General features: G+C 71.4%; 20 protein-coding genes and 1 pseudogene. 15 read left to right on the forward strand and 6 right to left on the reverse strand.

Annotated elements, in window-relative coordinates:
• Positions 1 to 280: 280 nt before the first annotated feature.
• The 11 genes from ACFC0D_RS00100 (at position 281) to ACFC0D_RS00150 (ending at position 10,434) form a co-directional block, all read left to right on the forward strand.
• A complete protein-coding gene (locus ACFC0D_RS00100) occupies positions 281 to 907 on the forward strand; it encodes a hypothetical protein (protein ID WP_376429932.1) in 627 nt (208 codons plus the stop codon).
• Positions 904 to 2,223 (forward strand): NADH-ubiquinone oxidoreductase-F iron-sulfur binding region domain-containing protein, encoded by a 1,320-nt coding sequence (locus ACFC0D_RS00105; RefSeq protein WP_376429934.1) that lies wholly within the window; start codon positions 904 to 906, stop codon positions 2,221 to 2,223. Before ACFC0D_RS00100 ends, ACFC0D_RS00105 begins: the two co-directional genes overlap by 4 nt.
• Positions 2,220 to 2,411, forward strand: a complete 192-nt coding sequence (locus ACFC0D_RS00110) for a ferredoxin (RefSeq protein ID WP_329124485.1) — start codon at positions 2,220 to 2,222, stop codon at positions 2,409 to 2,411. Before ACFC0D_RS00105 ends, ACFC0D_RS00110 begins: the two co-directional genes overlap by 4 nt.
• A gap of 1 nt (position 2,412) precedes the next feature.
• Positions 2,413 to 4,653 (forward strand): acetate--CoA ligase family protein, encoded by a 2,241-nt coding sequence (locus tag ACFC0D_RS00115; RefSeq protein WP_376429936.1) that lies wholly within the window; start codon positions 2,413 to 2,415, stop codon positions 4,651 to 4,653.
• Between the two features lie 114 nt (positions 4,654 to 4,767).
• The gene (locus ACFC0D_RS00120; protein ID WP_376429938.1) at positions 4,768 to 5,940 is read left to right on the forward strand and encodes an acyl-CoA dehydrogenase family protein; all 1,173 of its coding nucleotides are present in this window, start codon (positions 4,768 to 4,770) and stop codon (positions 5,938 to 5,940) included.
• 130 nt (positions 5,941 to 6,070) lie between these two features.
• A complete protein-coding gene (locus ACFC0D_RS00125) occupies positions 6,071 to 7,258 on the forward strand; it encodes an acyl-CoA dehydrogenase family protein (protein ID WP_376429940.1) in 1,188 nt (395 codons plus the stop codon).
• Positions 7,255 to 8,139 (forward strand): 3-hydroxybutyryl-CoA dehydrogenase, encoded by an 885-nt coding sequence (locus tag ACFC0D_RS00130; protein ID WP_376429942.1) that lies wholly within the window; start codon positions 7,255 to 7,257, stop codon positions 8,137 to 8,139. Before ACFC0D_RS00125 ends, ACFC0D_RS00130 begins: the two co-directional genes overlap by 4 nt.
• A gap of 70 nt (positions 8,140 to 8,209) precedes the next feature.
• Positions 8,210 to 8,821, forward strand: coding sequence for a TetR/AcrR family transcriptional regulator (locus ACFC0D_RS00135; protein WP_376429943.1), 612 nt, complete (start codon positions 8,210 to 8,212; stop codon positions 8,819 to 8,821).
• Between the two features lie 245 nt (positions 8,822 to 9,066).
• Positions 9,067 to 9,357 (forward strand): hypothetical protein, encoded by a 291-nt coding sequence (locus ACFC0D_RS00140; RefSeq protein ID WP_376429945.1) that lies wholly within the window; start codon positions 9,067 to 9,069, stop codon positions 9,355 to 9,357.
• 116 nt (positions 9,358 to 9,473) lie between these two features.
• A complete protein-coding gene (locus ACFC0D_RS00145; RefSeq protein ID WP_376429947.1) occupies positions 9,474 to 9,803 on the forward strand; it encodes a hypothetical protein in 330 nt (109 codons plus the stop codon).
• A 148-nt stretch (positions 9,804 to 9,951) separates the two neighbouring features.
• Complete coding sequence (locus ACFC0D_RS00150) at positions 9,952 to 10,434, forward strand: GNAT family N-acetyltransferase (protein WP_376429949.1); 483 nt, start codon at positions 9,952 to 9,954, stop codon at positions 10,432 to 10,434.
• A gap of 54 nt (positions 10,435 to 10,488) precedes the next feature.
• Here ACFC0D_RS00150 and ACFC0D_RS00155 read toward each other — a convergent pair whose 3' ends face one another.
• Together ACFC0D_RS00155 and ACFC0D_RS00160 are read right to left on the reverse strand one after the other, a co-directional pair.
• Positions 10,489 to 11,388, reverse strand: coding sequence for an aminoglycoside phosphotransferase family protein (locus ACFC0D_RS00155; protein ID WP_376429951.1), 900 nt, complete (start codon positions 11,386 to 11,388; stop codon positions 10,489 to 10,491).
• An 879-nt stretch (positions 11,389 to 12,267) separates the two neighbouring features.
• Positions 12,268 to 13,389 carry a serine hydrolase domain-containing protein gene (locus tag ACFC0D_RS00160; protein ID WP_376429953.1) on the reverse strand — a complete coding sequence of 374 codons (1,122 nt, stop codon included), beginning with the start codon at positions 13,387 to 13,389 and terminating at the stop codon, positions 12,268 to 12,270.
• A 130-nt stretch (positions 13,390 to 13,519) separates the two neighbouring features.
• On the opposite strand from ACFC0D_RS00160, the gene ACFC0D_RS00165 reads away from it, so the two are divergent.
• A complete protein-coding gene (locus ACFC0D_RS00165) occupies positions 13,520 to 14,176 on the forward strand; it encodes a TetR/AcrR family transcriptional regulator (protein WP_376429955.1) in 657 nt (218 codons plus the stop codon).
• A gap of 9 nt (positions 14,177 to 14,185) precedes the next feature.
• Here the strand turns inward: ACFC0D_RS00165 and ACFC0D_RS00170 are convergent, their stop codons facing one another.
• Both ACFC0D_RS00170 and ACFC0D_RS00175 read right to left on the reverse strand, forming a co-directional pair.
• On the reverse strand, positions 14,186 to 14,632 hold the full coding sequence (locus ACFC0D_RS00170) for a hypothetical protein (RefSeq protein WP_376429957.1): 447 nt from the start codon (positions 14,630 to 14,632) through the stop codon (positions 14,186 to 14,188).
• A 639-nt stretch (positions 14,633 to 15,271) separates the two neighbouring features.
• Positions 15,272 to 15,679 (reverse strand): annotated as a pseudogene (locus ACFC0D_RS00175) (transcriptional regulator); the annotation flags it as partial.
• 38 nt (positions 15,680 to 15,717) lie between these two features.
• Here ACFC0D_RS00175 and ACFC0D_RS00180 point away from each other — a divergent pair.
• Both ACFC0D_RS00180 and ACFC0D_RS00185 read left to right on the forward strand, forming a co-directional pair.
• On the forward strand, positions 15,718 to 15,972 hold the full coding sequence (locus ACFC0D_RS00180; RefSeq protein ID WP_376429958.1) for a hypothetical protein: 255 nt from the start codon (positions 15,718 to 15,720) through the stop codon (positions 15,970 to 15,972).
• A gap of 132 nt (positions 15,973 to 16,104) precedes the next feature.
• Positions 16,105 to 17,457, forward strand: coding sequence for a S1 family peptidase (locus tag ACFC0D_RS00185; protein WP_376429960.1), 1,353 nt, complete (start codon positions 16,105 to 16,107; stop codon positions 17,455 to 17,457).
• A gap of 204 nt (positions 17,458 to 17,661) precedes the next feature.
• On the opposite strand, the gene ACFC0D_RS00190 is transcribed toward ACFC0D_RS00185, so the two are convergent.
• Entirely contained in the window at positions 17,662 to 19,179 is a 1,518-nt protein-coding gene (locus ACFC0D_RS00190; protein WP_376429962.1) for a hypothetical protein, read from the reverse strand.
• Positions 19,180 to 19,314: 135 nt separating this feature from the next.
• A complete protein-coding gene (locus ACFC0D_RS00195) occupies positions 19,315 to 20,286 on the reverse strand; it encodes an alpha/beta hydrolase (RefSeq protein WP_376430343.1) in 972 nt (323 codons plus the stop codon).
• Positions 20,287 to 20,588: 302 nt separating this feature from the next.
• Here ACFC0D_RS00195 and ACFC0D_RS00200 point away from each other — a divergent pair, with 302 nt between their 5' ends.
• A complete protein-coding gene (locus tag ACFC0D_RS00200) occupies positions 20,589 to 21,056 on the forward strand; it encodes a MarR family transcriptional regulator (protein ID WP_376429964.1) in 468 nt (155 codons plus the stop codon).
• The last annotated feature ends 238 nt before the right edge of the window (positions 21,057 to 21,294 follow it).

Consider the following 21,294-nt stretch of genomic DNA (forward strand, 5'->3'; position numbering starts at 1 on the left):
GTCAGCTAGCGTTATTCCTGGCTGACCGATCGGTCAGTGAATCTGCTCCACGTCGCTGCTCCGGCGTTCATCCGCCTCTGACCTGCGCATCTGCTCGTCGGATCGGACGCAGCCCGGCGCGCCCCGCACCCGCCAGGGGGCCGCGCACCTCTTCCTCCCTCCCTCTGCCGCACGCCACCGGCACTCCCGTGGCGAGCCCCGGGCCCACATACCGCGCCCTCGGCTCCCTCGGCCACCCGTCCGGTCCGGCCACGGCATCCCACCTCTCGCGGAGGCACCCATGAGCGCTCGTCGGCGTCTGGACTGGCTCGGGCTCACCCCCGAACCCGAGCGGGAACTGCCCGCGGCGGTCGCCGCGCTGCGCGTCGCCTCGGGTGCCGCATCAGGCACTGCATCGGGTGCCGGGCACACGTCGTCCGCCGCCCGGGCGGAGCTCGCGGCCGCCGAGCGGCGCCGCGTCGAACGCCTGGTCCTGCGGGGCAACCGACACAGCTGGCTGCGCTACCTCGCCGAGGTCACGGCCCTTGTCACAGCCGTGGCGGCACGGACGGTGAGGTCCGGCGACGGCCAGGGCGACTGTGACGGCCAGGGCGACAGCCAAGGCCACGGTGAAGGCCAAGGCCACGGCGAAGGCCGAGCTCAGGGCCAGTTTCAGGGCCAAGGCCGAGCTCAAGGCCAAGTGCCCAACCAAAGCCGCGACCCCGACGCCGTCAAGAAAAGCCCCCCACCCCCGCCCGAAGACCACGCGGCAGCCCTCCTCGCTGCCGAGGTGGTCCTCGACCACCACCACATGCTCATCGGCCTCCCGGGCGCGGGATACGGCCGCACCTCGGGAGACCGCGCCGCGCTGGAAAGGGCGGTACGGACCCTGCGCACCCAGCACCCCCGCACTGGAGAGAGCCGATGACCACGATCCGGTACCCGACGGCACAGTCCCCGGGATCCGTACTCGGAGCGGCGCCGGACGTCACCGAGAGCGCCTCCGCCTACCGCGCGACCGGCGGGTACGCCGAGGCCACCGGCCCGGACGAGCTGCTGCGCCACCTCGAGGCGTCCGGACTGCGCGGCCGCGGCGGGGCCGGCTTTCCGGCCGCCGTCAAGCTCCGTGCCGTACGCGAGCAGGGCGGCGCCCCGGTCGTCGTGGCCAATGGGGAGGAGGGCGAGCCCGGTTCGGTCAAGGACCGCTGGCTGTTGCGGGCCCGTCCCCACCTGGTCCTCGACGGCCTCGCCCACGCTGCCGCGATCACCGGTGCCGTACGCGGCTACGTCTACCTCTCGGACCCGGAAGCGGGCGCACGCGTCCGCCGGGCCCTCGCCGAGCACCGCTCGCCCCTGCCCGTCGAGGTCGTGGAGACCGCCCATACCTACGTCGCCGGCGAGGAGACCGCCGTCGTACGCAGGATCGACGGCGGCCCTGCCCTGCCCACCGCCAAACCGCCCCGCCCCTTCGAGAAGGGCGTCGGCGGCGCCCCGACCCTGGTCGCCAACGTCGAGACGCTCGCCCGGATCGCCCTGACGGCCGCCCGACCCGGTCTGCGCGACCGGATCGCCCGGACCACCCTGGTCACGTTGTCCGGCGGGACCACGACCGCCGTGCTCACCGAAGTCCCGTACGGCGTCCCGCTGCGCACCCTCGCGGCGCTGCAGGGCACCCCCGACGCGGCCGGCGCACTCATGGGCGGGCTGTTCGGCGGACTCGTCGACGCCCGCGCCCTGGACCTCCCCCTCGAACCGGACGCACTCGCCGCGGCCGGCACCGCGCTCGGCTGCGGAGCGATCCGCTTCCTCGCCGCCGACACCTGCCCGGTCTCCACCGCCGCCGACGCGGTGGGCCACCTCGCGGCCGAGAGCGCGCGCCAGTGCGGAGTCTGCGTGTCCGGTACGGCGGCGATCCGCGACGCCCTGGACGCCCTCGCGGCGGGCTCGGCAGGACCCGACACCGCCGCCCACCTCCACCGGTGGTCGCAGGGCCTGCCAGGGCGCGGCGCGTGCGGTCTGCTCGACGCCGCCGCGGGTACCGCCGGCAGCCTCCTGCACGTCTTCCCCGACCTCGTCCCGTACCACCTCGACCTGCCGTGCGCCGCCTGCGCCGCACGTCCCCGCACGGGCGCTCCCGGGCGCCTCACCGTGGCCGTACCAGCGGTCACGGACGCCGCCGCCGCGTCCACCACCCCCGCCACCCCGTCCCGTACTCCGCTGCCCGTGCTGAAAGGAACGCCGTGAAACTCCTGTTGGACTCCACCCTCTGCCAGGGCTACGGACTGTGCCAGGAACACGCACCCGAGCTCGTCGAACTCGACGAGTGGGGGTACGCGAACGTCATCGCCCTCTCCGTCCCGCCCGCCGCCGAGGACGAGGCGCGTGCCTGCGCGGCCAGCTGCCCGAACTCCGCCCTTCGACTGGAGCGTTGACATGGGACGCGACCTGACCTCGCTCTTCGACCCCGGCTCCGTCGCCGTCGTCGGCGCCAGCGACGACCCGGCCAAGTACGGCCACGCCGTCGCCTCCCAGGCGCTGCGCGCCCCCGACCGGCGGCCCGTGCACCTCGTCAACCGGCGCGGCGGCACCGTCCTCGGCCGCACGGCGGCCACCTCCCTCGCCGAGATCGGCGAACCCGTCGAACTGGTGGTGATCTCCGTACCCGGTGCCGGTTTCGAGGCCGCCGTGGACGACGCGCTGGCCTGCGGGGCGAAGGCGATCGTCGGCATCACCGCCGGATTCGCGGAGGCCGGCCCCGCCGGACTGGCCCGGCAGCGGGCGGTCGCCACGCGCGTCCGGGACGCCGGAGCCGTCCTCGTCGGCCCCAACTGCCTGGGCATCGCCGACAACACCACCGAGCTGTACCTCGCCTCGGACCGCTTCGCACCCGGCGGCGTCGCCCTGCTGAGCCAGAGCGGCAACCTCGCCCTCGAACTACAGCTCCGCGGCGCGCCGCACGGCCTCGGCTTCTCCCGCTTCGTCTCCCTCGGCAACCAGGCCGACGTCACCCTCGTCGACCTCGTCGAGGACTGTGCCCGCCACGAGGCCACCTCGGTGATCGCCGTGTACGCGGAGGACTTCGGCGACGGCAGGGCGTTCGCCCGGGCCGCGGCCGAGGCGGGCAAACCGGTCGTCCTGCTCACCGCCGGCCGGGGCACCGCCTCGGCACGCAGCGCCCAGTCGCACACCGGAGCGCTCACCACCTCGGCGGACGTGGTCGCCGCCGCCTGCCGCGACGCGGGCGTCGAACTCGTGCGTACACCACGGGAGATGACCGTGGTCCTGGCCGCCCTGAGCGGCGGGGCGCGTACGAACGGACGGCGGACCGCGGTCTTCACCGACGGCGGCGGACACGGCGCCATCGCGGCCGACGCCGCCGAGGACGCCGGGCTCGACGTGCCGGAGCTCGACGCGCCGACGCAGGACCGGCTGCGGACGGTGCTCTGGGAGCAGTCCGCGGTCGGCAACCCGGTCGACCTGGCCGGGATGGGGGAGCAGCGCCCTCTCTCGTACGCCGACACCGTCGCGGAACTGCTCGCGTCGGAGGAGGTCGACGCCGTCCTCATGACGGGGTACTTCGGTGGCTACGCCGCCTCCGACGGTGGCCTGGGCGGGGGCCCCGCCGGCGGCTCCGTCCTGGCGGAGGGCGAGACACGGGCGGCGAAGGAGATCGTCGCGCACCTCGCCGCCACGCCGAAGCCCCTGGTCGTGCAGTCGATGTACCCGCAGTCGCCGAGCTGTCGGGTGTTGGTGGAGGGCGGGGTCCCGGTGTTCTCCGCCACCGAGGACGCCGCCCGCGCCTTGGCGGCGATGACGGGCCGGGCGGTGGTCGGTTCGCCATCGGAAGCGACGCCCGAGGCACCAGCCGAGGCGACCGCTGACGTGCCCTCCGAAGCTTCATCCGAGACGCCCTCCGGGCCTTCGTCCGGGGCGTCTTCCGGGACCGCGTCCCCGGCGGCCCCCGGGTCGTCGGCACGGCCGTCGTCCGGGTCCACATGCCATACGTCGTCCCGCATCGCGCCGCTGCCCGCTGCCCAGCCGCCGCTGCGGGACCCCGGCTACCACGGGATCCGAGCGCTGCTGGAAGACGCCGGAGTGCCCTTCCCGCCCGCCCGCGAGATCACCGACGAGGCCGGACTGCTGGCCGCGGCGGGGGAGTTCGACGGCCCCTACGTGCTGAAGGCCCTGCACGTGCTGCACAAGTCCGACGCCGGCGGTGTGGCGCTGCGCCTGGCCGACCGCGACGCCCTCCTCGCCGCGTACCGGGACATGCATGCCCGGCTCGGCGCCCCCTCGTACTCGGTCGAGGCGATGGCCGACCTCTCGGACGGTGTCGAGCTGATCGTGGGCGTGAACCGCGACCCGAGGTTCGGGCCGGTGGCCATGGTCGGGCTCGGAGGGGTACTCACCGAGACCCTGCGCGACGTCGCCTTCTCGCTCGCGCCCGTACCCGCCGGGCGGGCCGAAGAGCTGCTCCGCGGGCTGCGGACCGCCGCGCTGCTTGCGGGCGTACGGGGCCGACCGGCCGTCGACGTGGCCGCCGCGGCCGCCGTGATCGAACGCATCACCGCCGTGGCCGCCGCCCACCCGGAGATCGCCGAACTGGAGGTCAACCCCCTCCTTGTACGCCCTGAGGGTGCCCTGGCCCTGGACGCCCGGGCCGTCCTCGGCTGAGATCGCCCAACCCCGAACCGGCCCCGGCCTCCGCCCCCAGCCCGGCGCAAGGCACAGGAGCCGTCCCGGGCCGCCCGCCTCACGCCCCTCCCATCCCCTTTCCCTGGAGGACACATGGACTTCCGCTACACACCCGAGCAGGCCGACCTCAAGGCGCGTGCCGCCGCCTACACCCAGCTGCTGATGACGTACGAGGACCAGTCCGAGGAGGCCGGCGGCCCGCTCCCCGCCGACACCGTCCGCGAACTGACGCGTGCCGCCATCGACGCGGGCGTCTACGCCATCAACATGCCCGCCCAGTGGGGCGGTGCCGGTCTGTCCCTCCTCGACCAGGTCATCGTCGAAGAGGAGTTCGGCAAGGTCACCAACTGCCTCTGGGACATCCCCTGGCGGCCCGCGAACGTCCTCGCGTACGGCACCGAGGCGCAGCGCGAGAAGTACCTGCTGCCCGTGATCCGCGGCGAGCGCTTCGACGCCTTCGCGGTGACCGAGCCCGGGGCGGGCTCCGACCCCGGATCGGGTACCAGCACCGCGACCCGCACCGAGGGCGGCTGGCTGCTGAACGGCGAGAAGTGGTTCGTGACCTGCGGGGACATCGCCGACTTCCTGCTGGTGCAGGCCGATGCCGGTCCGGAGCGGGCCGCGACCCTGTTCTTCGTGGACAAGCAGGCGCCCGGCGTGGAGATGACCCGGGTCCCGCGTTTCATGCACTCCGCGGTCAACGGGCATCCCGAGTTCACCTTCACGGACGTGTTCGTTCCGGACGAGGACGTGCTCGGCGGGGTCGGCAACGGCTACGAGCTGACGAAGGAGTGGTTCACCGACGAGCGGCTGATGATCGCCGCCAGGACCGTGGGGGCGGCCGAGCGGGCTCTGGAGCTGGCCCGCGACTGGGCGGTGGAGCGCCGCCAGTTCGGTTCCCCCATCGCCGACTTCCAGTTGATTCAGGGGATGCTCGCCGACTGCGCCGTCGACATCGCCGTCAATCGCGCCTACACCCACCAGGTCGCCTGGGAGGCCGATCAGCCGCACACCGACCGCAAGACCCTGCACGCCAAGGCCTCGACGGCGAAGCTCGCGGCGAGCGAGGCCGCGGGGCGGGTCATCGACCGGTGCGTGCAGATCTTCGGCGGCCGAGGCTACGACCGCTCGTACCCGGTCGAGCGGATGTACCGCGAGCTGCGCGTCGACCGCATCTGGGAGGGCACCTCCGAGATCCAGCGACTGATCATCGCCAACGAGTTGATCAAGCGCGGCACACAGGCACTCGCGCTGCCCGGCAACTGACGACCGTCCCCCTGCCACGACGTTCCTCCGCACGACGCCCCTCCGCACGACGTCCCCCTCGCGCGACGCCCACCACGCCGTCCTGCCTCCCCACCACGCCGTTCCCACCACGACCCAGAGGACTCACCCCATGGACTTCCGTCTCACCGCCCGTCAGGAAGAGCTCAAGGGCGCGGCGCGCGCCCTGACCGAGTTCATCACCAAGTACGAGCTCGACTGCGAGGAGAACAACGGCCTGCCCCCGCAGGCCCACACCGAGATCCGCGACGCCGTCCTCGACAGCGGTCTGCAGGCGGTCAACATGCCGGCGGAGTGGGGCGGCGCCGGCCTCACCATCCTGGAGCAGGTCACGGTCCAGGAGGAGCTGGGCCGGCTCACCGGCGCACTGTGGGACATGGTGTGGCGCCCGGCCAACGCCCTCTCCTTCTGCACGCCCGAGCAGCGCGAGCGGTACCTCGTGCCCGTGATCCGGGGGCAGCGCCGCGACTGCTACGCGGTGAGTGAGCGGGAGGCCGGTTCCGACCCGCAGAGCCTGCGGACCACGGCGACGCGGACCACCGGCGGCTGGGTGCTCAACGGCGAGAAGTGGTTCGTCACCGTCGGCGACCACGCCGACTTCATGATCGTGCTCGCCGTGGCAGGGGAGGAGCGGGCCCCCACCCTCTTCCTCGTCGACAAGGACACACCGGGCGTCGAGATGACCCGCGTGCCCCGCTGGATGCACACATTCGTCTACGAGCACCCCGAGTTCACCTTCACCGATGTGCACGTCCCCGACGAGGCCGTGCTCGGGGAGGTGGGCAACGGTTACGACATCACCCGCTCCTGGTTCTCCGAGGAACGCCTCATGATCGCCGCCCGGACGATCGGCGCGGCCGAGCGGGCTCTGGAGCTGGCCCGCGACTGGGCGGTGGAGCGCCGCCAGTTCGGCTCCCGCATCGCCGACTTCCAGCTGATCCAGGGGATGCTCGCCGACTGCGCGGTGGACATCGCCGTCAACCGCGCCTACACCCACCAGGTCGCCTGGGAGGTCGACGAGGGCCGGATCGACCGCAAGACGCTGCACGCCAAGGCGGCCATCGCCAAGCTGTCGGCGAGCGAGGCGTCCGGCCGAGTCATCGACCGGTGCCTGCAGATCTTCGGTGGGCGTGGCTACGACCGCTCGTACCCCGTCGAGCGTCTCTACCGCGAGCTGCGCGTCGACCGCATCTGGGAAGGCACCTCCGAGATCCAGCGCCTGATCATCGCGGGCGAACTCGTCAAGCGCGGCACGGGTGTTCTGCAGATGCCGGCCGCGCGGGAGACGGCCAACCGATGACCGACGTCGAACGGGTCGGGATCGTGGGTTGCGGCCTGATGGGCTCCGGCATCGCCGAGGTCTGCGCCCGCGCCGGCCGGGACGTCGTGGTGGTGGAGTCGGACGGGCCGGCCGCGGAGGCCGGCCTGCGCCGCATCACCCGCTCCCTCACGCGGGCCGCGGCCGCCGGAAAGCTGACGGCGGCCGAGCGGGACGCCGCGACCGACCGGATCACGCTGACCACCGACTGGGACCGGATGGCGGACCGGGACCTCGTCGTGGAGGCGGTGGCCGAGGACGAGCGCGCGAAGCTGGAGGTCTTCGCCCGGCTCGACGCGACGGTGGAACGCCGGGACGCCGTGCTGGCGACCAACACCTCTTCCATCCCGGTCATCCGGCTGGCCGCCGCCACTTCGCGGCCGGCGCAGGTGGTCGGACTGCACTTCTTCAACCCCGTACCGGTACTTCCGCTGGTCGAGCTCGTACCGTCGCTGCTCACCGGGGAGGAGACCGCCCTGCGGGCGCGCGTCTTCGCCTCCGACGTCCTGGGTAAACGGGTCATCCGCGCACAGGACCGGTCCGGCTTCGTCGTGAACGCACTCCTCGTGCCGTACCTGCTGGCCGCGGTGCGGATGGCGGAGTCCGGCACGGCGTCCGCGGAGGACATCGACCAGGGCATGACCCTGGGCTGCGCCCACCCGCTGGGACCGCTCGCACTTGCCGATCTGATCGGCCTGGACACCGTCCAGGCCATCGCGCGGTCGATGTACGCGGAGTACCGGGAGCCGTTGTACGCGCCGCCTCCGCTGCTGGCCCGGATGGTGGACGCGGGCCTGCTCGGCCGCAAGACGGGCCGGGGGTTCCACACCTACCCGGCCCGAACGGGCGACGGGCAGGGATGATGGTCCGGCGGGCCCGGCCGCCCGGGCCCGCCCACCCGCACCACAAGCACTGACACGGGGAGTAGCCAACGTGACCAAGGCCGAGCGCGCACTCGAGACGCGTGAGCGAATCCTCACGGCCGCGTGCGAGGTGATCGCCGACATCGGCTTCGAGAACATCAGTATGCGTAAGGTTGCCGAGCACGCCGGTGTGTCGAAGGCCCTGCTGCACTACCACTTCGACACCCGCGAGAAGCTCTTCGCCGAAGCGATGACGCACTCCTTCGCCCAGACCGGCACGGACCTCGACGCCGACGCCGACCAGGTCCCGGCGGCGGTCGTCCTGGCCCGCATCCTGAGCACCATGCTTCCCACGGACGCCGTACTCCGCCAGGACTGGAAACTCTGGCAGGAGCTCTGGGTACGCGCGGGTCGTGACGCGACGGCCCGGCACCTCGCCGTCGACCTCTATGACCAGCTCCACACCTGGGTCGGCGGGGCGGTCGAACGGGGCATCGCCTCAGGTGAGTTCACCGAGTGCGACGTCGCTTCGGTCAGCACCCTGACCCTGGCGCTCTGTGACGGTCTCGGCATCCGCGTGATGCTCGACGACCCCCGCGTCGATCTCGCCACCGCCAGATCGACCATCTGGCGAACGATCGCTCCCACCCTCGGAATCGCACCCGACTTCCCGGTGATCTGACGCCACACGACGAGAGCGCCTTGGCCGAACACGTCTCTCGTGGAGGGGAGATCGATCGTGGGTGCGGATCCGGCTCCCTTCGTGGCACGATGACGACATGCTGATCAGAAAGGGCGATGCCGCGTAGGCGCCCGAAGGCCGTCCGCGCGGAGCGGTGGCGGCCTCGTAGACATGTTGTGGTTCGTCGGATCGGTGGCGTTTCCGCGAGGACTCGTGCAGCCGTCCGCCGCGTCGAGAACGAGCGGATGTGGACCGACGCGGTCGCCGACGCGCTCGACCGTTTCGAGTGGGCGTTCCAACAGCCCGGCCGTTATCTGAACGCGTCCCCCGTCTGGCAGCCGGGATTGGAGGTGGAGTATGCCCGCGACGATCTGGAGGAGGCCATGCTTCACCTCCCTCACGGTGCTCGGCGTGATCTCGGCCGGCTGATCGCTCGCATCGACGACGAGTTCGAGCGTCGCACTCTGCCGAACCCTTGGCAGGCGAACGATCGGACGGCGGGCGGCTGGTGGTGGTCGAGGATCCGCGAGCACTGAGCCTGCCCACGTGTCCCGATGAGCCCTTGTCAGCTCATGGCCCCGTCCCTGGGCGTCGTGCTCCTCGCCGGGCCGTGGCACGGTAAGGGTGGGTGCGGCTCGCGAGAGGGAGCAGGATGACACGCAGGCAGGTATGGGGCATAGCCGCGGCGGCGTTCGTGGTGGGTGGCGCGCTGGGGTTCGCGGTGGCGGTCGTTCAGGAGGACGAGCTGCCTCCGGTGACGGCCGGAGTGCCGCAGCCTGCGGAGTCGGTCGTCCCGAAGACCAGGGCGGGACTGGTCGATGCGTGGACGGCCGAGCTCAAGCGTGCGGGCCAGGAGCTGCCGGCGGGTTGGGCGGCGCTGACCACGGACGAGATCCGGGGACGCTACCTGCACCAGCGGATCGTGAACGCTCCGGCCGCCGAGGACATCGACCCGGACCTGGGTAGCCGCGTGGACGAGTGACGGAACGGATCCGGTCGACTTCCCGTTTGCGTACGGTAGTCGGCGAGGGTGCGCGCCGGCCGCAAGGGTTCGCCGGGTCCCGACCCGGTGCGAGCGTCACGGAGAAGTCGCGTGCGGCCGATTCGCATGTCTGCGAGCATGCGTCGCTGTGGAGATCAACAACTGTGTCGTCCGTCGTTCGGTCGACTCCGATGCCGCTGCGATGGCCGAGGTGTGGCTGCGTTCCTTCACAGCGGCGCTGCCGAGCGTGCGCCGGGCGCATACGGACGACCAGGTCCGGTCCTGGATCGGAGAGGTCGTCGTGCCTCGCCAGGACGCGTGGGTGGCGACGGTCGGGGGCTCGGTGGTCGGGATGATGGTCCTGGACGGCGAGGACCTGGACCAGCTCTATCTCGATCCGGCCTGGCAGGGCCAGGGCATCGGCGGCCGCCTCGTCCACCAGGCGAAGCAGCGTTGTCCGGCCGGGTTGGCGCTGTGGACGTTCCAGGTCAATGAGCCGGCACGCCGCTTCTACGAGCCGCACGGCTTCGTCGCGGCCGAGTGCACCGACGGTCACCGCAACGAAGAACGTGAGCCGGACATCCGGTACGTGTGGCGCCCCGGGCAGGTTCGCGCCGGGGACACCCGGTGACAGCGGCAGTCCGTTTCGATCACATGGCCGCTTGCGGACGCGAGGTGCGGACGGTCACACCGAGGCGCGCACCATGCGCGCGAGGATTGTCCGGCCGCGATAGACGAGGTTCGGTTCCTGCTTCGTGATCCCCGCGGCGAGGTAGGAAACGCCCAGACGTGCGGTGAAGAGGGGCAGAGCCCGCCGCTCGGTGTCGGACAACCCGCGTCCGTAGCCGTCGAGGAAGGCCGGCTTGAGATCCGGGCGCGTGGGCCAGGACGCGCAGCACAGCCAGACGAAGTCCTCGACGGCGATGCCGTGGTCGGACTTCTCGAAGTCGATGAGGCTGTGGGTGCCGCGCCTGTGGTCCCAGAGCCAGTTGCGAGTCGAGTAGTCGCCGTGCCGGAAGACCAGCGGGAGATCCTCGGCGAGCCCGGGCAGCTCGCGGCCCGCTCGCTTGACCAGGTCACGCTGGGCGTCGGTGAGGTGCTCGGAGACGTGCTGCAAGCAGGCTGTGGCCTCGTCCGCCTTCTGGGCGACCGACGTCATGACGTCGTCGCGTACTCCCCGGGTGGCCGGCACGGGATGATCGTGCCACCGCCTGAGCAGCCGGCCGGCGAGTTCGTGTACGCGGGTTTCGGCATCGGCGGTGAGCGGGAAGCCGCGGACTACGTGACCCGACAGAGGCGAGGTCATGATGGCCCGCAGGCCGAGATCCGAGGCCAAGAGGCGAGGTGCCTCACCGGTGGCGAGACAGCGGGCCGCATGGCGGTAGCCGCGTACCTCGCGCGCGAAGTCCTCCGGGGTCGGGCTCAACTTCACGTACACCGCTGCCCTGTCGCAGGTCACGCGCCAGACCTTGGAGTCGCCGCGTGGCCAGGAGACGTCGAGGACGTCCATGACGTTCGCATGGCCGGGCAGACGGTGTGCGACCCACTGCTGCAGGTCGGCGGGCATGGGGGCGTCGAGCGTCACGTACGACCCTCCGAATCGCACGGACACAGGGGAGTGGGTGGGGGTGTCCGCAACGGTGGCCTCCTCTTGCTCTGTGCCGCTCGCCCCGGCGATCGATCCCGCTGCCGGTCGCATCTAAAGGGGCGGTCGCGAGGCCGCTGAACAGGAAGCGCGCACGGCTACGGCGACTCTGGCCTTGTACGTGACCTCGACCGAGGGGCTCGAGCCACCGGCGCGGCGACTTCGCTCGTGAAGCGACTCCCCGCGCTCCCGTCCTACGGCTGCGTTATGAGACATGGGTACCGGCCTCGTGATCGGGGGGCGGACGTCGGCGCTCCGACATTTCCGGCCTACCCGCGCCACACGCCGTCCTACGCGGTGATCGCCCCAGGTTCATCCGAACAGGAACGCCTCGCACCCATCCGCTGACGCCTGCGACGCGGTAGCCGGGCCGTACGGCAGCTGGTTCACCCACCCCAGCGACAACCTGCGCCACACATCCACTCCGGGGAAGTCGCCCTACCCCTCCACGCCCCGGCGCCCGCGGCTCGCCGCGCGATGCGCGGGCGCACCCCGTCCGATGCGACCATTCGGCGGCGGTCGGCTCGGATCTCGGCGTTCTGCTGCACGAACTCCGGGAAGGCCGGGAGCCGGGCCCGGCCCCCGCCCCGTCGGCCGATCCGCTCCCGTACCCCGTCCCGTACCAGGGTGCCCGCGGAACCTGCGCGACCTGGCCCGCCGAAGCCGCGTACCGCTACACCGGCCCGCCGTGGAACGACCCCGCGGCCCGGTTACGTGCTGACTGCCGGAACCCGAGCAAGAGGTGAGAGCCGCGGACCACGGCCGCGGCGCGGCGGCTGCCGGGCTCCCTCCAGTCGCACAGGCGCAGGGCGCCGCCGGTCATCCGGGCTTGCTGCAGTAACCCTGCTGGAAGGCGGCCCAGAAGTCGCTGTCGATCCCGGTATCGACGAACGAGCTCCAGTTGGTGTGGGCGACGAGCTGGCCGCGCCCGTCGCGGCTGTTGAGGGCGAAGGTCAGGTACCCCGGCGCGGTGCCGCCGTGGCCGTACGCGAGGCCGCATTCGGTGGCGTAGACGTACATGCCCAAGCCGTACGCGACGGCCGGTGGGGCGCTGCCGGTCGTGGGGACGGTGTCGGTGAGCATGGCGCGGAGAAGGGGCGAAGGAAGGAGACGTCCTTGCAGCAAGGCCCGGTAGAAGCGTGCCGTGTCGGCCGCGGTGGTCACCAGAGCGCCCGACGCGCCGGCCTCGGACGGGCTGAACGCGGTGACGTCGAATCGCGTGGCGTCCGGCGCGTTCGGCAACAGGAGCGAGACGTCCGCGTAGCCGTGGACATGGGCTCCGTCGATCGTGGTCTGCGCCAGCGGGTACGAGGTGTCGCGCAGTCCGAGAGGCTTGAAGATGCGGCGTTCGAGATGGGTGCGCAGGTCGCGGTCGGTGACCCGTTCGACGATCAGGTCGAGCAGCAGATAGTTGGTGTTGGAGTACCGGAATCGGGTGCCGGGAGCCGGGAAGTAGCGGGGCTGGGCAAGGCCGATGCCGATCAGCTGCTCGCGGGGCCAGTACTGGTCGATGCTGCGGAAGTGCGGAAGCAGCCCGTCGATGTAGTCGTACAGCCCGCTCGTGTGGTTGAGCAGCTGGCGCACCGTGATGGGCGCTCCGGACAAGGCGTTGTCCGCACGGACCTGATCGGGCAGCAGGCTCTGCACGGTGTCGTCGAGCCGTACCCGGTGCTCGGCGACGAGTTGCAGGACGACCGTCGCGGTGAAGGTCTTGGTGACGCTCCCGGCGCGGAACTTCAGGTCCGGTGTCATCGGCGCACCGGTGGCCCTGTCGGCGACGCCGGCGGCGCCGAAGCGGTCGGTCAGACCGTCGTGGGCGAGCAGGAACGCGCCCGGGTTGGGGTTCGGGTCGGCCACGACTTGGTCGACGAGGGCCTGCAGAGCCGGGTCGCGATGGCTTCCCGCCGGCCGTCCTGCGCCGGCCTGGCCCGCGGAAGCCATTCCGGGTGGCAGGAGAAGGGCGACAGCAAGTGCCAGGCCTAACAGGCGGGTTGAGCGTCGTCGGATCACAGGTAGCTCCTCTCCGATAACAATATAGGCGTACGGTTATAGCACGCGGTACGGTCCTCTCGTGCCGAGAGTTGCCGACCATGACGCCCGCCACGGGCAGATCACCGACGCTGTCCAACGCCTGATCGTGCGGGACGGACTCACCGCCGTGACCGTTGCGCGGACCGCTGCTGAAGCGGGCGTGTCCGTGGGTCTGGTGCAGCACTACTTCACGGCGAAGGACGAGATGCTGCTGGCCACGTTCACCCGGGTCAACGGGCGTTTCACCGCACGAGTGGACGAGCTGGTGGACCGGGGTGAGGCCGAGGGCCGCACCATCGCCGAGATGCTGCGGCAGGCGCTGGCCGAGTTGATTCCGCTCGACGACGCCCGCCGCGCAGAGTTCCTGGTCCGACTCGCTTTCGGGGGACAGGCAGCGCACAACGCCCGCCTTGCCACCGTCCAGCGAGAGACCCTCGCGGGCATCCGTTCACGCGTCGCTCGGGCCATCGGCAATGGCACGGTGTGTGGCGAGGTCGCCCGGGGTGTCGACGCGGACGACGCGGCCCGGCGGATCGTCGCGTTCACGGAAGGGCTTGCCCTGCACACGCACATCGACCCCGACCGCACGCCGGTGACGGCGACACTCGCCGCACTGGACGATCAACTCGGCCGCGTATTCACCGGAATCTGCCGACGTGCACAGCTCGGCCGGGGGAGGCTGGGATCCGCTGAGTGACCGGGTGGGTCACAGCGACCACCAGCAGTACAACTGCAGACCGTCTGCCCGCGCGCGACGGGCCAGACCGGCCAGGACCTCCAGAACGACGGCCGCGGTCTTGTCGTCGACCTGGATCTGCTGGAGCTCGGCCGTCATGGACCACGGCTCGGCGAAGGCCGCCAGGTCGTCCGGTGTCGCCGCGACGAGTGCGTCGGTCAGGGTGTCCGACAGGCTGAACACGAACGACCCCTCGGATTCGGGCGAGGACAGCAGCTCCCCCGACCGCGGGCGCGTGCCGGCCTCCTCGTAGCTGCAGCCGGTTGCGATCGCTTCGAGATGGGCGATGGCGACCACGGGGTCGATGTGCTTGAGGTGGACGACGTCGAGCGCGCCCGCGACCGGCCCTCCAGACATCTCGACAACCGCCGCGGCAGCATTGTCGTCGGGGGCGGAGAAGTAGTCGCACAACGTCATGCCGCGATCCTGACATCCACGGCTGACAAGCCGGTCGACCTGTTGACAGGGGCCGGCCTCGGGCGGTCGGCCTGTTGGCGTCTGGAGCACGTGCTGTCGACTGCGAACAACATCGTCGACGACCCGCCCACGCCGTTTCCCGAGTACGCCACGGAACTCCTGGGACGGACTTCCTGGTCGTTCTGGTGGGATTAGGCGTGGACGGCCGGGCTGTTCTGCTTGCGGCCAGGTTCACTCGTCAGAGCATGGCGCGCCTACGTCATGGCGTCGATTGCGGATCCGCGCGACCGAGCATCTCGGCGAGCGGAGTGCCGGTTCGGGCCGCCGCGATTCGGCGCGCCCCCAGTTGGGCTCGGGTACGGGGGCGGAACTTGGGTTCCTTGCCGCAGCCGCAGGATTCGCGGCCCTCGTACCGAAGTCCGGCGTTCAACACCGCGGCCACCACACTCCATGCCCGGGTGTCCCGGCGCCGCGGGGCCGCGAAGTCGTGGCCGGCGCAGAGCATGGGCGCCGAGCATCGGGGGCATCGGTGCTCCCCGGGCCTGGGGTGCCGCTTGAACGCGACGCGACAGGGCACGCACGCGTAGTGCAGCTTGTAGGGCTTCTCGGCGTAGTGGCACACGAGGTGACCGTACCCCGTCAGGAAGTGCCGCCGCCGTGTCGAGTGTTCCCCGGGTGTGTCTGCAACTGGCTGCGCAAGGCGTTGAGTTGATGGGAGTGCTCGACGGCGGAGGTCTCGTCGAGTGCGGTGAGGGCGAGCACGAGTACGTCGGCGACGGCGAGGCCGGTCAGTGATTCGTTGGTGTTGCCGGTGGGAGTGTAGGGGGCGAGAAGGACCGCCTCGACGCGGTCTTCGAAGGCTTCGCGCAGTTCGTCGGTGATGAAGACGACCCGGGCGCCGACCGAGCGGGCCCGTTCCACGAGCACGGTGAGCTCGGACAGGGGCCGTCCGGGCTGGAAGATCACCACCGCGTCGCCCTGTGCAAGGGAGAGGAGCGGGTCGGCCAGCGCGAAGCCGGTGTCGCCGACGAACCGCGCCCGGTGGCCGGCTGCTGCCGCCCCGTCTGATGAAGGAGATGCGAGAGATGCGGCCCATGAACCCCGCGAGGCCCGGGCGCTTCTACGGCCTGGGGCGGGAGAGCAACGGCAACACGTGCCCGTCCGACGGGCCGATCGTCGGACACACGGGGGAGGTCGTCGGATACCAGACCCTCAGCTTCACCTCGGCGGACGGCAAGCGGCAGGTCACCCTGTCCGTCAACACCGGCCTGACCATGCCCGACGAAGCGGCGAAGGCCGCGATGAAGGTGCTCTCCACCGCTCTGTGCCGAGCCCAGTGACCCATATGAATTCAGGTTCTTTGCGGAGGCGATGAACAGATCTCCTCCCGCCCCCGTATGAAAGGCCGGACGCGTCCCCCCGGTTGCCCTCTCGGCGATCGCAGTCCGTACCCCCACACAGGAGGCGAAGAGTTGAGTCACAGGCGAATACCCAAGCGGAAGGCCATTCTTGCGGGTGCAGGGGCGGTGGGCATCGTCGCGGCGGCGATCGTGCTGCCGCAGGCCAATGCCTCGCAGGACGGCGCGGGGGAGCAGTCGGGCTCGCCGAGAAAGATGAGCGCCGCATCGGCCACGCGACTCCTTCAGCAGCTGGGCAAGGAGCTCGGTGACTCCTACGGCGGCGCCTACTACGACGCGGACAAGCAGCAGCTCGTCGTCAACGTCGTGGGTGACAACAACAATGTCAACGTCGAGGTCACGAGGGCCGGCGCGGTCGCACGCAGCGTGCAGAACAGCCGCTCGGCACTCACCTCCGCGATGAACTCGCTGAGCACCAAGGCATCGGTTCCCGGCACCGCGTGGGCGATCGACCCGAGGACGAACCAGGTCCTGGTCACCGCCGACCGTACGGTCACCGGTGAGCGTTGGGACAAGGTCGAGAGCGCGGTCCGCGCGCTGGGCGAGGGCGTCGCCCGCATCCAGAAGTCCAAGGGCGAGTTCAAGCCCTTCATCGAGGGTGGCGATGCCATCTTCGGCGGCGGCTCGCGCTGTTCGCTCGGCTTCAACGTCACCACCCAGGACGGTCAGCCCGGCTTCCTCACGGCGGGACACTGCGGCGTCGCCGTCGAGCAGTGGTCGGAGCAGCAGAACGGCGAGCCGATCGGCACCGTGCAGGAGGCCGTCTTCCCGGGTGAGGGCGACTTCGCACTCGTGACGTACGACGACCCGAACACCGAAGCCCCGAGCGCCGTGGACATCGGCGACGGTCAGATCGTGGAGATCGGGCAGGCGGCCGACGCGGCGGTCGGCCAGGAAGTGTTCCGCATGGGCAGCACGACCGGTCTGCGGGACGGCCAGGTGACCGGCCTCGACGCCACCGTGAACTACCCCGAGGGCACGGTCTCGGGGCTCATCCAGACCAACGTCTGTGCGGAGCCCGGCGACAGTGGCGGCGCCCTGTTCACCCGGGAGGGGAACGCCGTCGGCCTCACCTCCGGTGGCAGCGGCGACTGCACCTCGGGCGGCGAGACGTTCTTCCAGCCGGTGACGACCGCCCTGGCCGCCGTCGGCGCCCAGATCGGCGCGGGTGGCGCCGGTGACGGTGGCGCTGACAACGGTGGCGCCGGTGACGGTGGCGCCGACAACGGTGGCATCGGTGACGGTGGCGCCGGTGACGGTGGCGCTGACAACGGTGGCATCGGTGACGGTGGCGCCGACAACGGTGGCGCTGAGGCCGGTGGCATCGACGACGGTGACAACGGCGGCGACGTCGGCGACGGCGACGGTGGCATCGAGGAAGGCGGCGACGGGCACGGCGTCGGCTGACCGGCGACGGAGGGGAGCGGCCCTGGGCGCGGATTGCTGCCCAGGGCCGCAGCCCGTTGTCCAGGGCGGTGACGGATCGCGACGCGGTCCCTCCCGGAACTTCACCGCAGCCCCCGAGAGGCGGCGGGCCTCCCCCTTGCAGGGTCGCTCGTGTCGAGTGGCAGAGACCGCACCGTACGACGACGCAGCCGGCGGCCGGCCCGTTCAGCGGCCCGCTTCGGGCGGACGAACGCCCGAGACGTAGGCGCGCAGGCCGGTCCAGTTGCCGAGGTCGGGCAGTGGATGGGCCGGCCAGGCGGCGGCGTACGGCGGAGGCCGACCCCCGCCCCACACCACGATCGCGACCGGCTGGTCGAGAGCGGTGGCGGCCAGTCGTTCCGGCGTGATGCTCTCGTCGTGGCCGTCGGGCTGGCGGGAGGCGCAGCCGGCGCGGAACGCGACGCGGATGGCCTCCACGCCGCTGACCACGCACGGCGGCCGTACGCCCAGGGCGTTCAGTTCGGCGGTGACGCGCCCGAGGTCGACCGTGTCGCGGCGCACCCGGTCGGCCGTACTGTCGGCCATCGCGTACTGGATCGCCAGGTGCGCTGTCACGGTCAGGACCACGATCCGGCGCCCGCGCCCCCGGGGCCGGCACGCCCGGACCAGGCCGTACGCGACGGGCAACGCGAGCAGCGCGTAGGCAGGCAGCAGGAAACGCGGTGCCGCGTATCCGACGGTGAACAGGTACGGGGCGGCGAGCACCGTACCGACCACGGTCGCCACCACCACCTCGGTACCGTGGTGACGGGCGCGGACGGCGGCCCGTACACCCGCCGCGACCAGCAGAGGCAGCGCGACGAACCACAGGGTGGCGACGGGATATCGCCAGGGAACGTCACACGGGCGGCACAGCAACCGCCCGCCCAGGGCGCGCACATGGTCGTCGACGGAGAAGTACCAGCCGAGCCGGCCCTGGATCTCGCTGGCCCGGTCCAGCCTCTCGGCGAGCCCGCCGTACGACACGTACGCCTCCGCGATCCATTCGGCGGATCCGACAGCCAGACCCGCGCCGAGCGCGACGATCAGCAGCCACCACCGCCGAGCCCGCATCGCCACGGCCGCGACCGCGAGCGGCAGGGCGAGCCACACGGCGTCCGTGGGACGCATCAGCGCGGCGAACGCCACCCCGGCGGCCATGCCGACCGGCGCCCACCGGTCGTCCGGGTCCCGTACGGCCCGCACGAAGCAGCCGACCGCGGCGAGCGCCCCGTAGGCGACCCAGAGGTTGGGCATCGCCTGCGAGGCATAGAACATGGTGACCCACAGGCCGGCGAACAGCCCGCCCGCGAACCCGAGAACGGGTGCGGGCAGCAGTCGGCGCCATACCCACAGCGCGAGGAACAGTCCGCAGCCGGCCAGCACGGCCATGTAGACGCGTAGCGCTGTGATGGAAGGGGTCAGCGCGGTGAGGGGTGCGACGAGGTAGGTGATGCCGCGGGCACGTGGCGCGCTGAAGAACGCCGCCGGTGCCTCTCCGCTCACCTGGCTGACGTACACCGTCTCGTCCCAGCCGAGCCCGAGCCCCGGCGAGATCAGGGCGAGATGGAAGAGTGTCAGGGCGGCGGAGACGCCGGCGAGCCACGGCAGCGGATTACCGGCGGCCGTGTCGGCAGGCCGCTTCTGCCATGCTCTGCCCGCCACACCGGCCCGCACCTGGCTGATCACGCCGTTGTCCCGCATGACAGTCAGGCTGCCGTCGGCGGCGGGTCGACTCCCGACCCGACGCGCGTTCCATTCAGGTGAGCCACTCCTGCGGGTGCCGACGGCCGCACGGCACGGGGGACAGCGGACACCACCCGCCCGGCCGAACCGTGCTCAGCGGACGGGCCCGCCGTTCACCTCGGACTGAGCGAGGATGCGCCGAAGCCAGCGGGAACGGGCCTCGCGGGCATCCTGACTGAGCGCTGCCTCCGGCGCGAAGGTGTCGAAGCCATGGAAGGCCCCGGGCCATACGTGCAATTCGGCCTGGCCACCGGCCCGCCAGATCGCGTTGGCGTACGCCACGTCTTCATCCCTGAAGGTCTCGGCCGACCCGACCTCGATGTACGCCGGCGGCAGCCCGGACAGATCCGTGGCACGGGCAGGAGCCGCGTAGGGCGGCAGGTCCGCGGCGCCGTAGCGGTCGCCCAGCAGCGCCCGCCACGCGGTCGCGTTGGAGGTCCGGTCCCAGGTGTCGACACCTGCCATCTGGCGACTGGAGAACGTGTCGTTACGGTCGTCGAGCATCGGACACAGAAGCAGCTGACCGATCGGGGTGGGACCGCCCCGGTCGCGGGTCAGCAGGGCGAGCGCCGCGGCGAGACCAGCGCCGGCACTCTTCCCTCCGATGACGATGCGGTCCGCGTCGATGCCCAGTTCGGCCGCGTGCGCGGTCACCCAGAGAAGTCCGGCGTAACAGTCCTCCAGGGGCCCGGGATACTGCACCTGCGGAGCCAGCCCGTACTCGACGGAGACGACCGCCAACCCCAGCGGGAGTGCCCATTCGCGCAGGACCTGCGGAAGCACGGACCATGCGTTGCCCATGATCATCCCGCCGCCGTGCATGTAGTACAGCAACGGCAGGGGGCCGGAGAGCGCGGCGGGCCGTGCGCTCACGAGCGTGACGTCCCGCCCGCCCAAGGCTCCCGGTACCCGCAGCTCAGCCATCTCGAAGAGGCCATCCGCCCGGAGATCGCCGACCGTCGGCCTCGGTCGGGCCGCGGCATCCCGCTCCTGCCGCTCCGCAAGGTTCTCCGGCGTGAACGGCTCCCTCGCCTCGTCCCCGAAAGCCGCCAGGACCGCACGCAGTTCGGGGTCGAACGGGGGCGCGACCCACGTCGTCGGGACAGCACCTGGCTCCGACCGCGCACCACCGTCACTCACGACAGGCCGTCCCGCCGAGAAAGGGAGCACCGGCCGACACCCCGACCGGAACTGGTTGTCGGCACAGCCGCCGTGCACGCAGGGAATGCTCGCGCGAGGTCCATGCGGCGTAGTCAATCACCTCGGTACGACACGGCCGCCCCAGGCCCACGTCGTCTCTTGACCTCAACCAAGCTTCAGATTTTACGGTGCTTGCACCAACGATTCGCGCAAGGGGAGCACCGCACATGACGACCCGACACCTCTCCGACACGGACCTCGCCGCACAGCCCGCCGCGTACTGGACCGGACTGGCCTACGAAGCCCTCATCGCGTCCACACGAGCCCATCTGGTCGAACTGGGCTTCACTCAGCCACAGTTCTGGCTGCTGCGCAACCTGTCGAAGCGCGACATCTCGCCCGACGGCCATGGCATGACGATCCCCGAACTCCAGCAGGCCATGCGCACCTACATCAGGCCCGAGGACGACCTCGAAGCCGAGGCCGAAGCGCTCCTGGAGCGTGGCTTCCTCACCCGTGACGACAGGGGACGACTGTGGATCACCGAATCGGGGGACGAGGCCCGGGCCGAGATCAGGCGGCACGCGCCGGCACTCCGCGGCCGCATCCACCGGGGCATCGACGACGCGGACTACGTCACCACCCTCAAGGTGCTCCGGCAGATGATCCGGAACACCGGCGGCACCCTGCCCTAGGCGGTTTCTGACGCTCGCGCCGTCGGCGCGGAGTTGCCCGGCTGCTTCCCGGTGCGCCTGGGAGGCGCGGGCGAAGTGGTCGAAGAGGACGTCAAGTTGCTCGGGCGAGTATCCGCCGAGGATCTCCCCGATCTTCCGCCGACTCCACGCGGCCGTGTCGACATCGTCGGCGAGGACGTCGGGGCGGTGCTTGAGCGTCCTTCGCACCGTCACGACGGCGCCGTCCTTCGGCAGCGTT

This window comes from Streptomyces sp. NPDC056222, from assembly GCF_042264065.1.
Taxonomy (GTDB): Bacteria; Actinomycetota; Actinomycetes; order Streptomycetales; family Streptomycetaceae; genus Streptomyces.

Excerpts from the sequence above, each read along its gene's own strand:
- ACFC0D_RS00100 (WP_376429932.1), top strand. The coding sequence starts at position 281 with ATGAGCGCTCGTCGGCGTCTGGACTGGCTCGGGCTCACCCCCGAACCC.
- ACFC0D_RS00105 (WP_376429934.1), top strand. The coding sequence starts at position 904 with ATGACCACGATCCGGTACCCGACGGCACAGTCCCCGGGATCCGTACTC.
- ACFC0D_RS00115 (WP_376429936.1), top strand. The coding sequence starts at position 2,413 with ATGGGACGCGACCTGACCTCGCTCTTCGACCCCGGCTCCGTCGCCGTC.
- ACFC0D_RS00120 (WP_376429938.1), top strand. The coding sequence starts at position 4,768 with ATGGACTTCCGCTACACACCCGAGCAGGCCGACCTCAAGGCGCGTGCC.
- ACFC0D_RS00125 (WP_376429940.1), top strand. The coding sequence starts at position 6,071 with ATGGACTTCCGTCTCACCGCCCGTCAGGAAGAGCTCAAGGGCGCGGCG.
- ACFC0D_RS00130 (WP_376429942.1), top strand. The coding sequence starts at position 7,255 with ATGACCGACGTCGAACGGGTCGGGATCGTGGGTTGCGGCCTGATGGGC.
- ACFC0D_RS00140 (WP_376429945.1), top strand. The coding sequence starts at position 9,067 with ATGTGGACCGACGCGGTCGCCGACGCGCTCGACCGTTTCGAGTGGGCG.
- ACFC0D_RS00145 (WP_376429947.1), top strand. The coding sequence starts at position 9,474 with ATGACACGCAGGCAGGTATGGGGCATAGCCGCGGCGGCGTTCGTGGTG.
- ACFC0D_RS00160 (WP_376429953.1), bottom strand. The coding sequence starts at position 13,389 with ATGGCTTCCGCGGGCCAGGCCGGCGCAGGACGGCCGGCGGGAAGCCAT.
- ACFC0D_RS00170 (WP_376429957.1), bottom strand. The coding sequence starts at position 14,632 with ATGACGTTGTGCGACTACTTCTCCGCCCCCGACGACAATGCTGCCGCG.
- ACFC0D_RS00180 (WP_376429958.1), top strand. The coding sequence starts at position 15,718 with ATGCGGCCCATGAACCCCGCGAGGCCCGGGCGCTTCTACGGCCTGGGG.
- ACFC0D_RS00190 (WP_376429962.1), bottom strand. The coding sequence starts at position 19,179 with ATGCGGGACAACGGCGTGATCAGCCAGGTGCGGGCCGGTGTGGCGGGC.
- ACFC0D_RS00200 (WP_376429964.1), top strand. The coding sequence starts at position 20,589 with ATGACGACCCGACACCTCTCCGACACGGACCTCGCCGCACAGCCCGCC.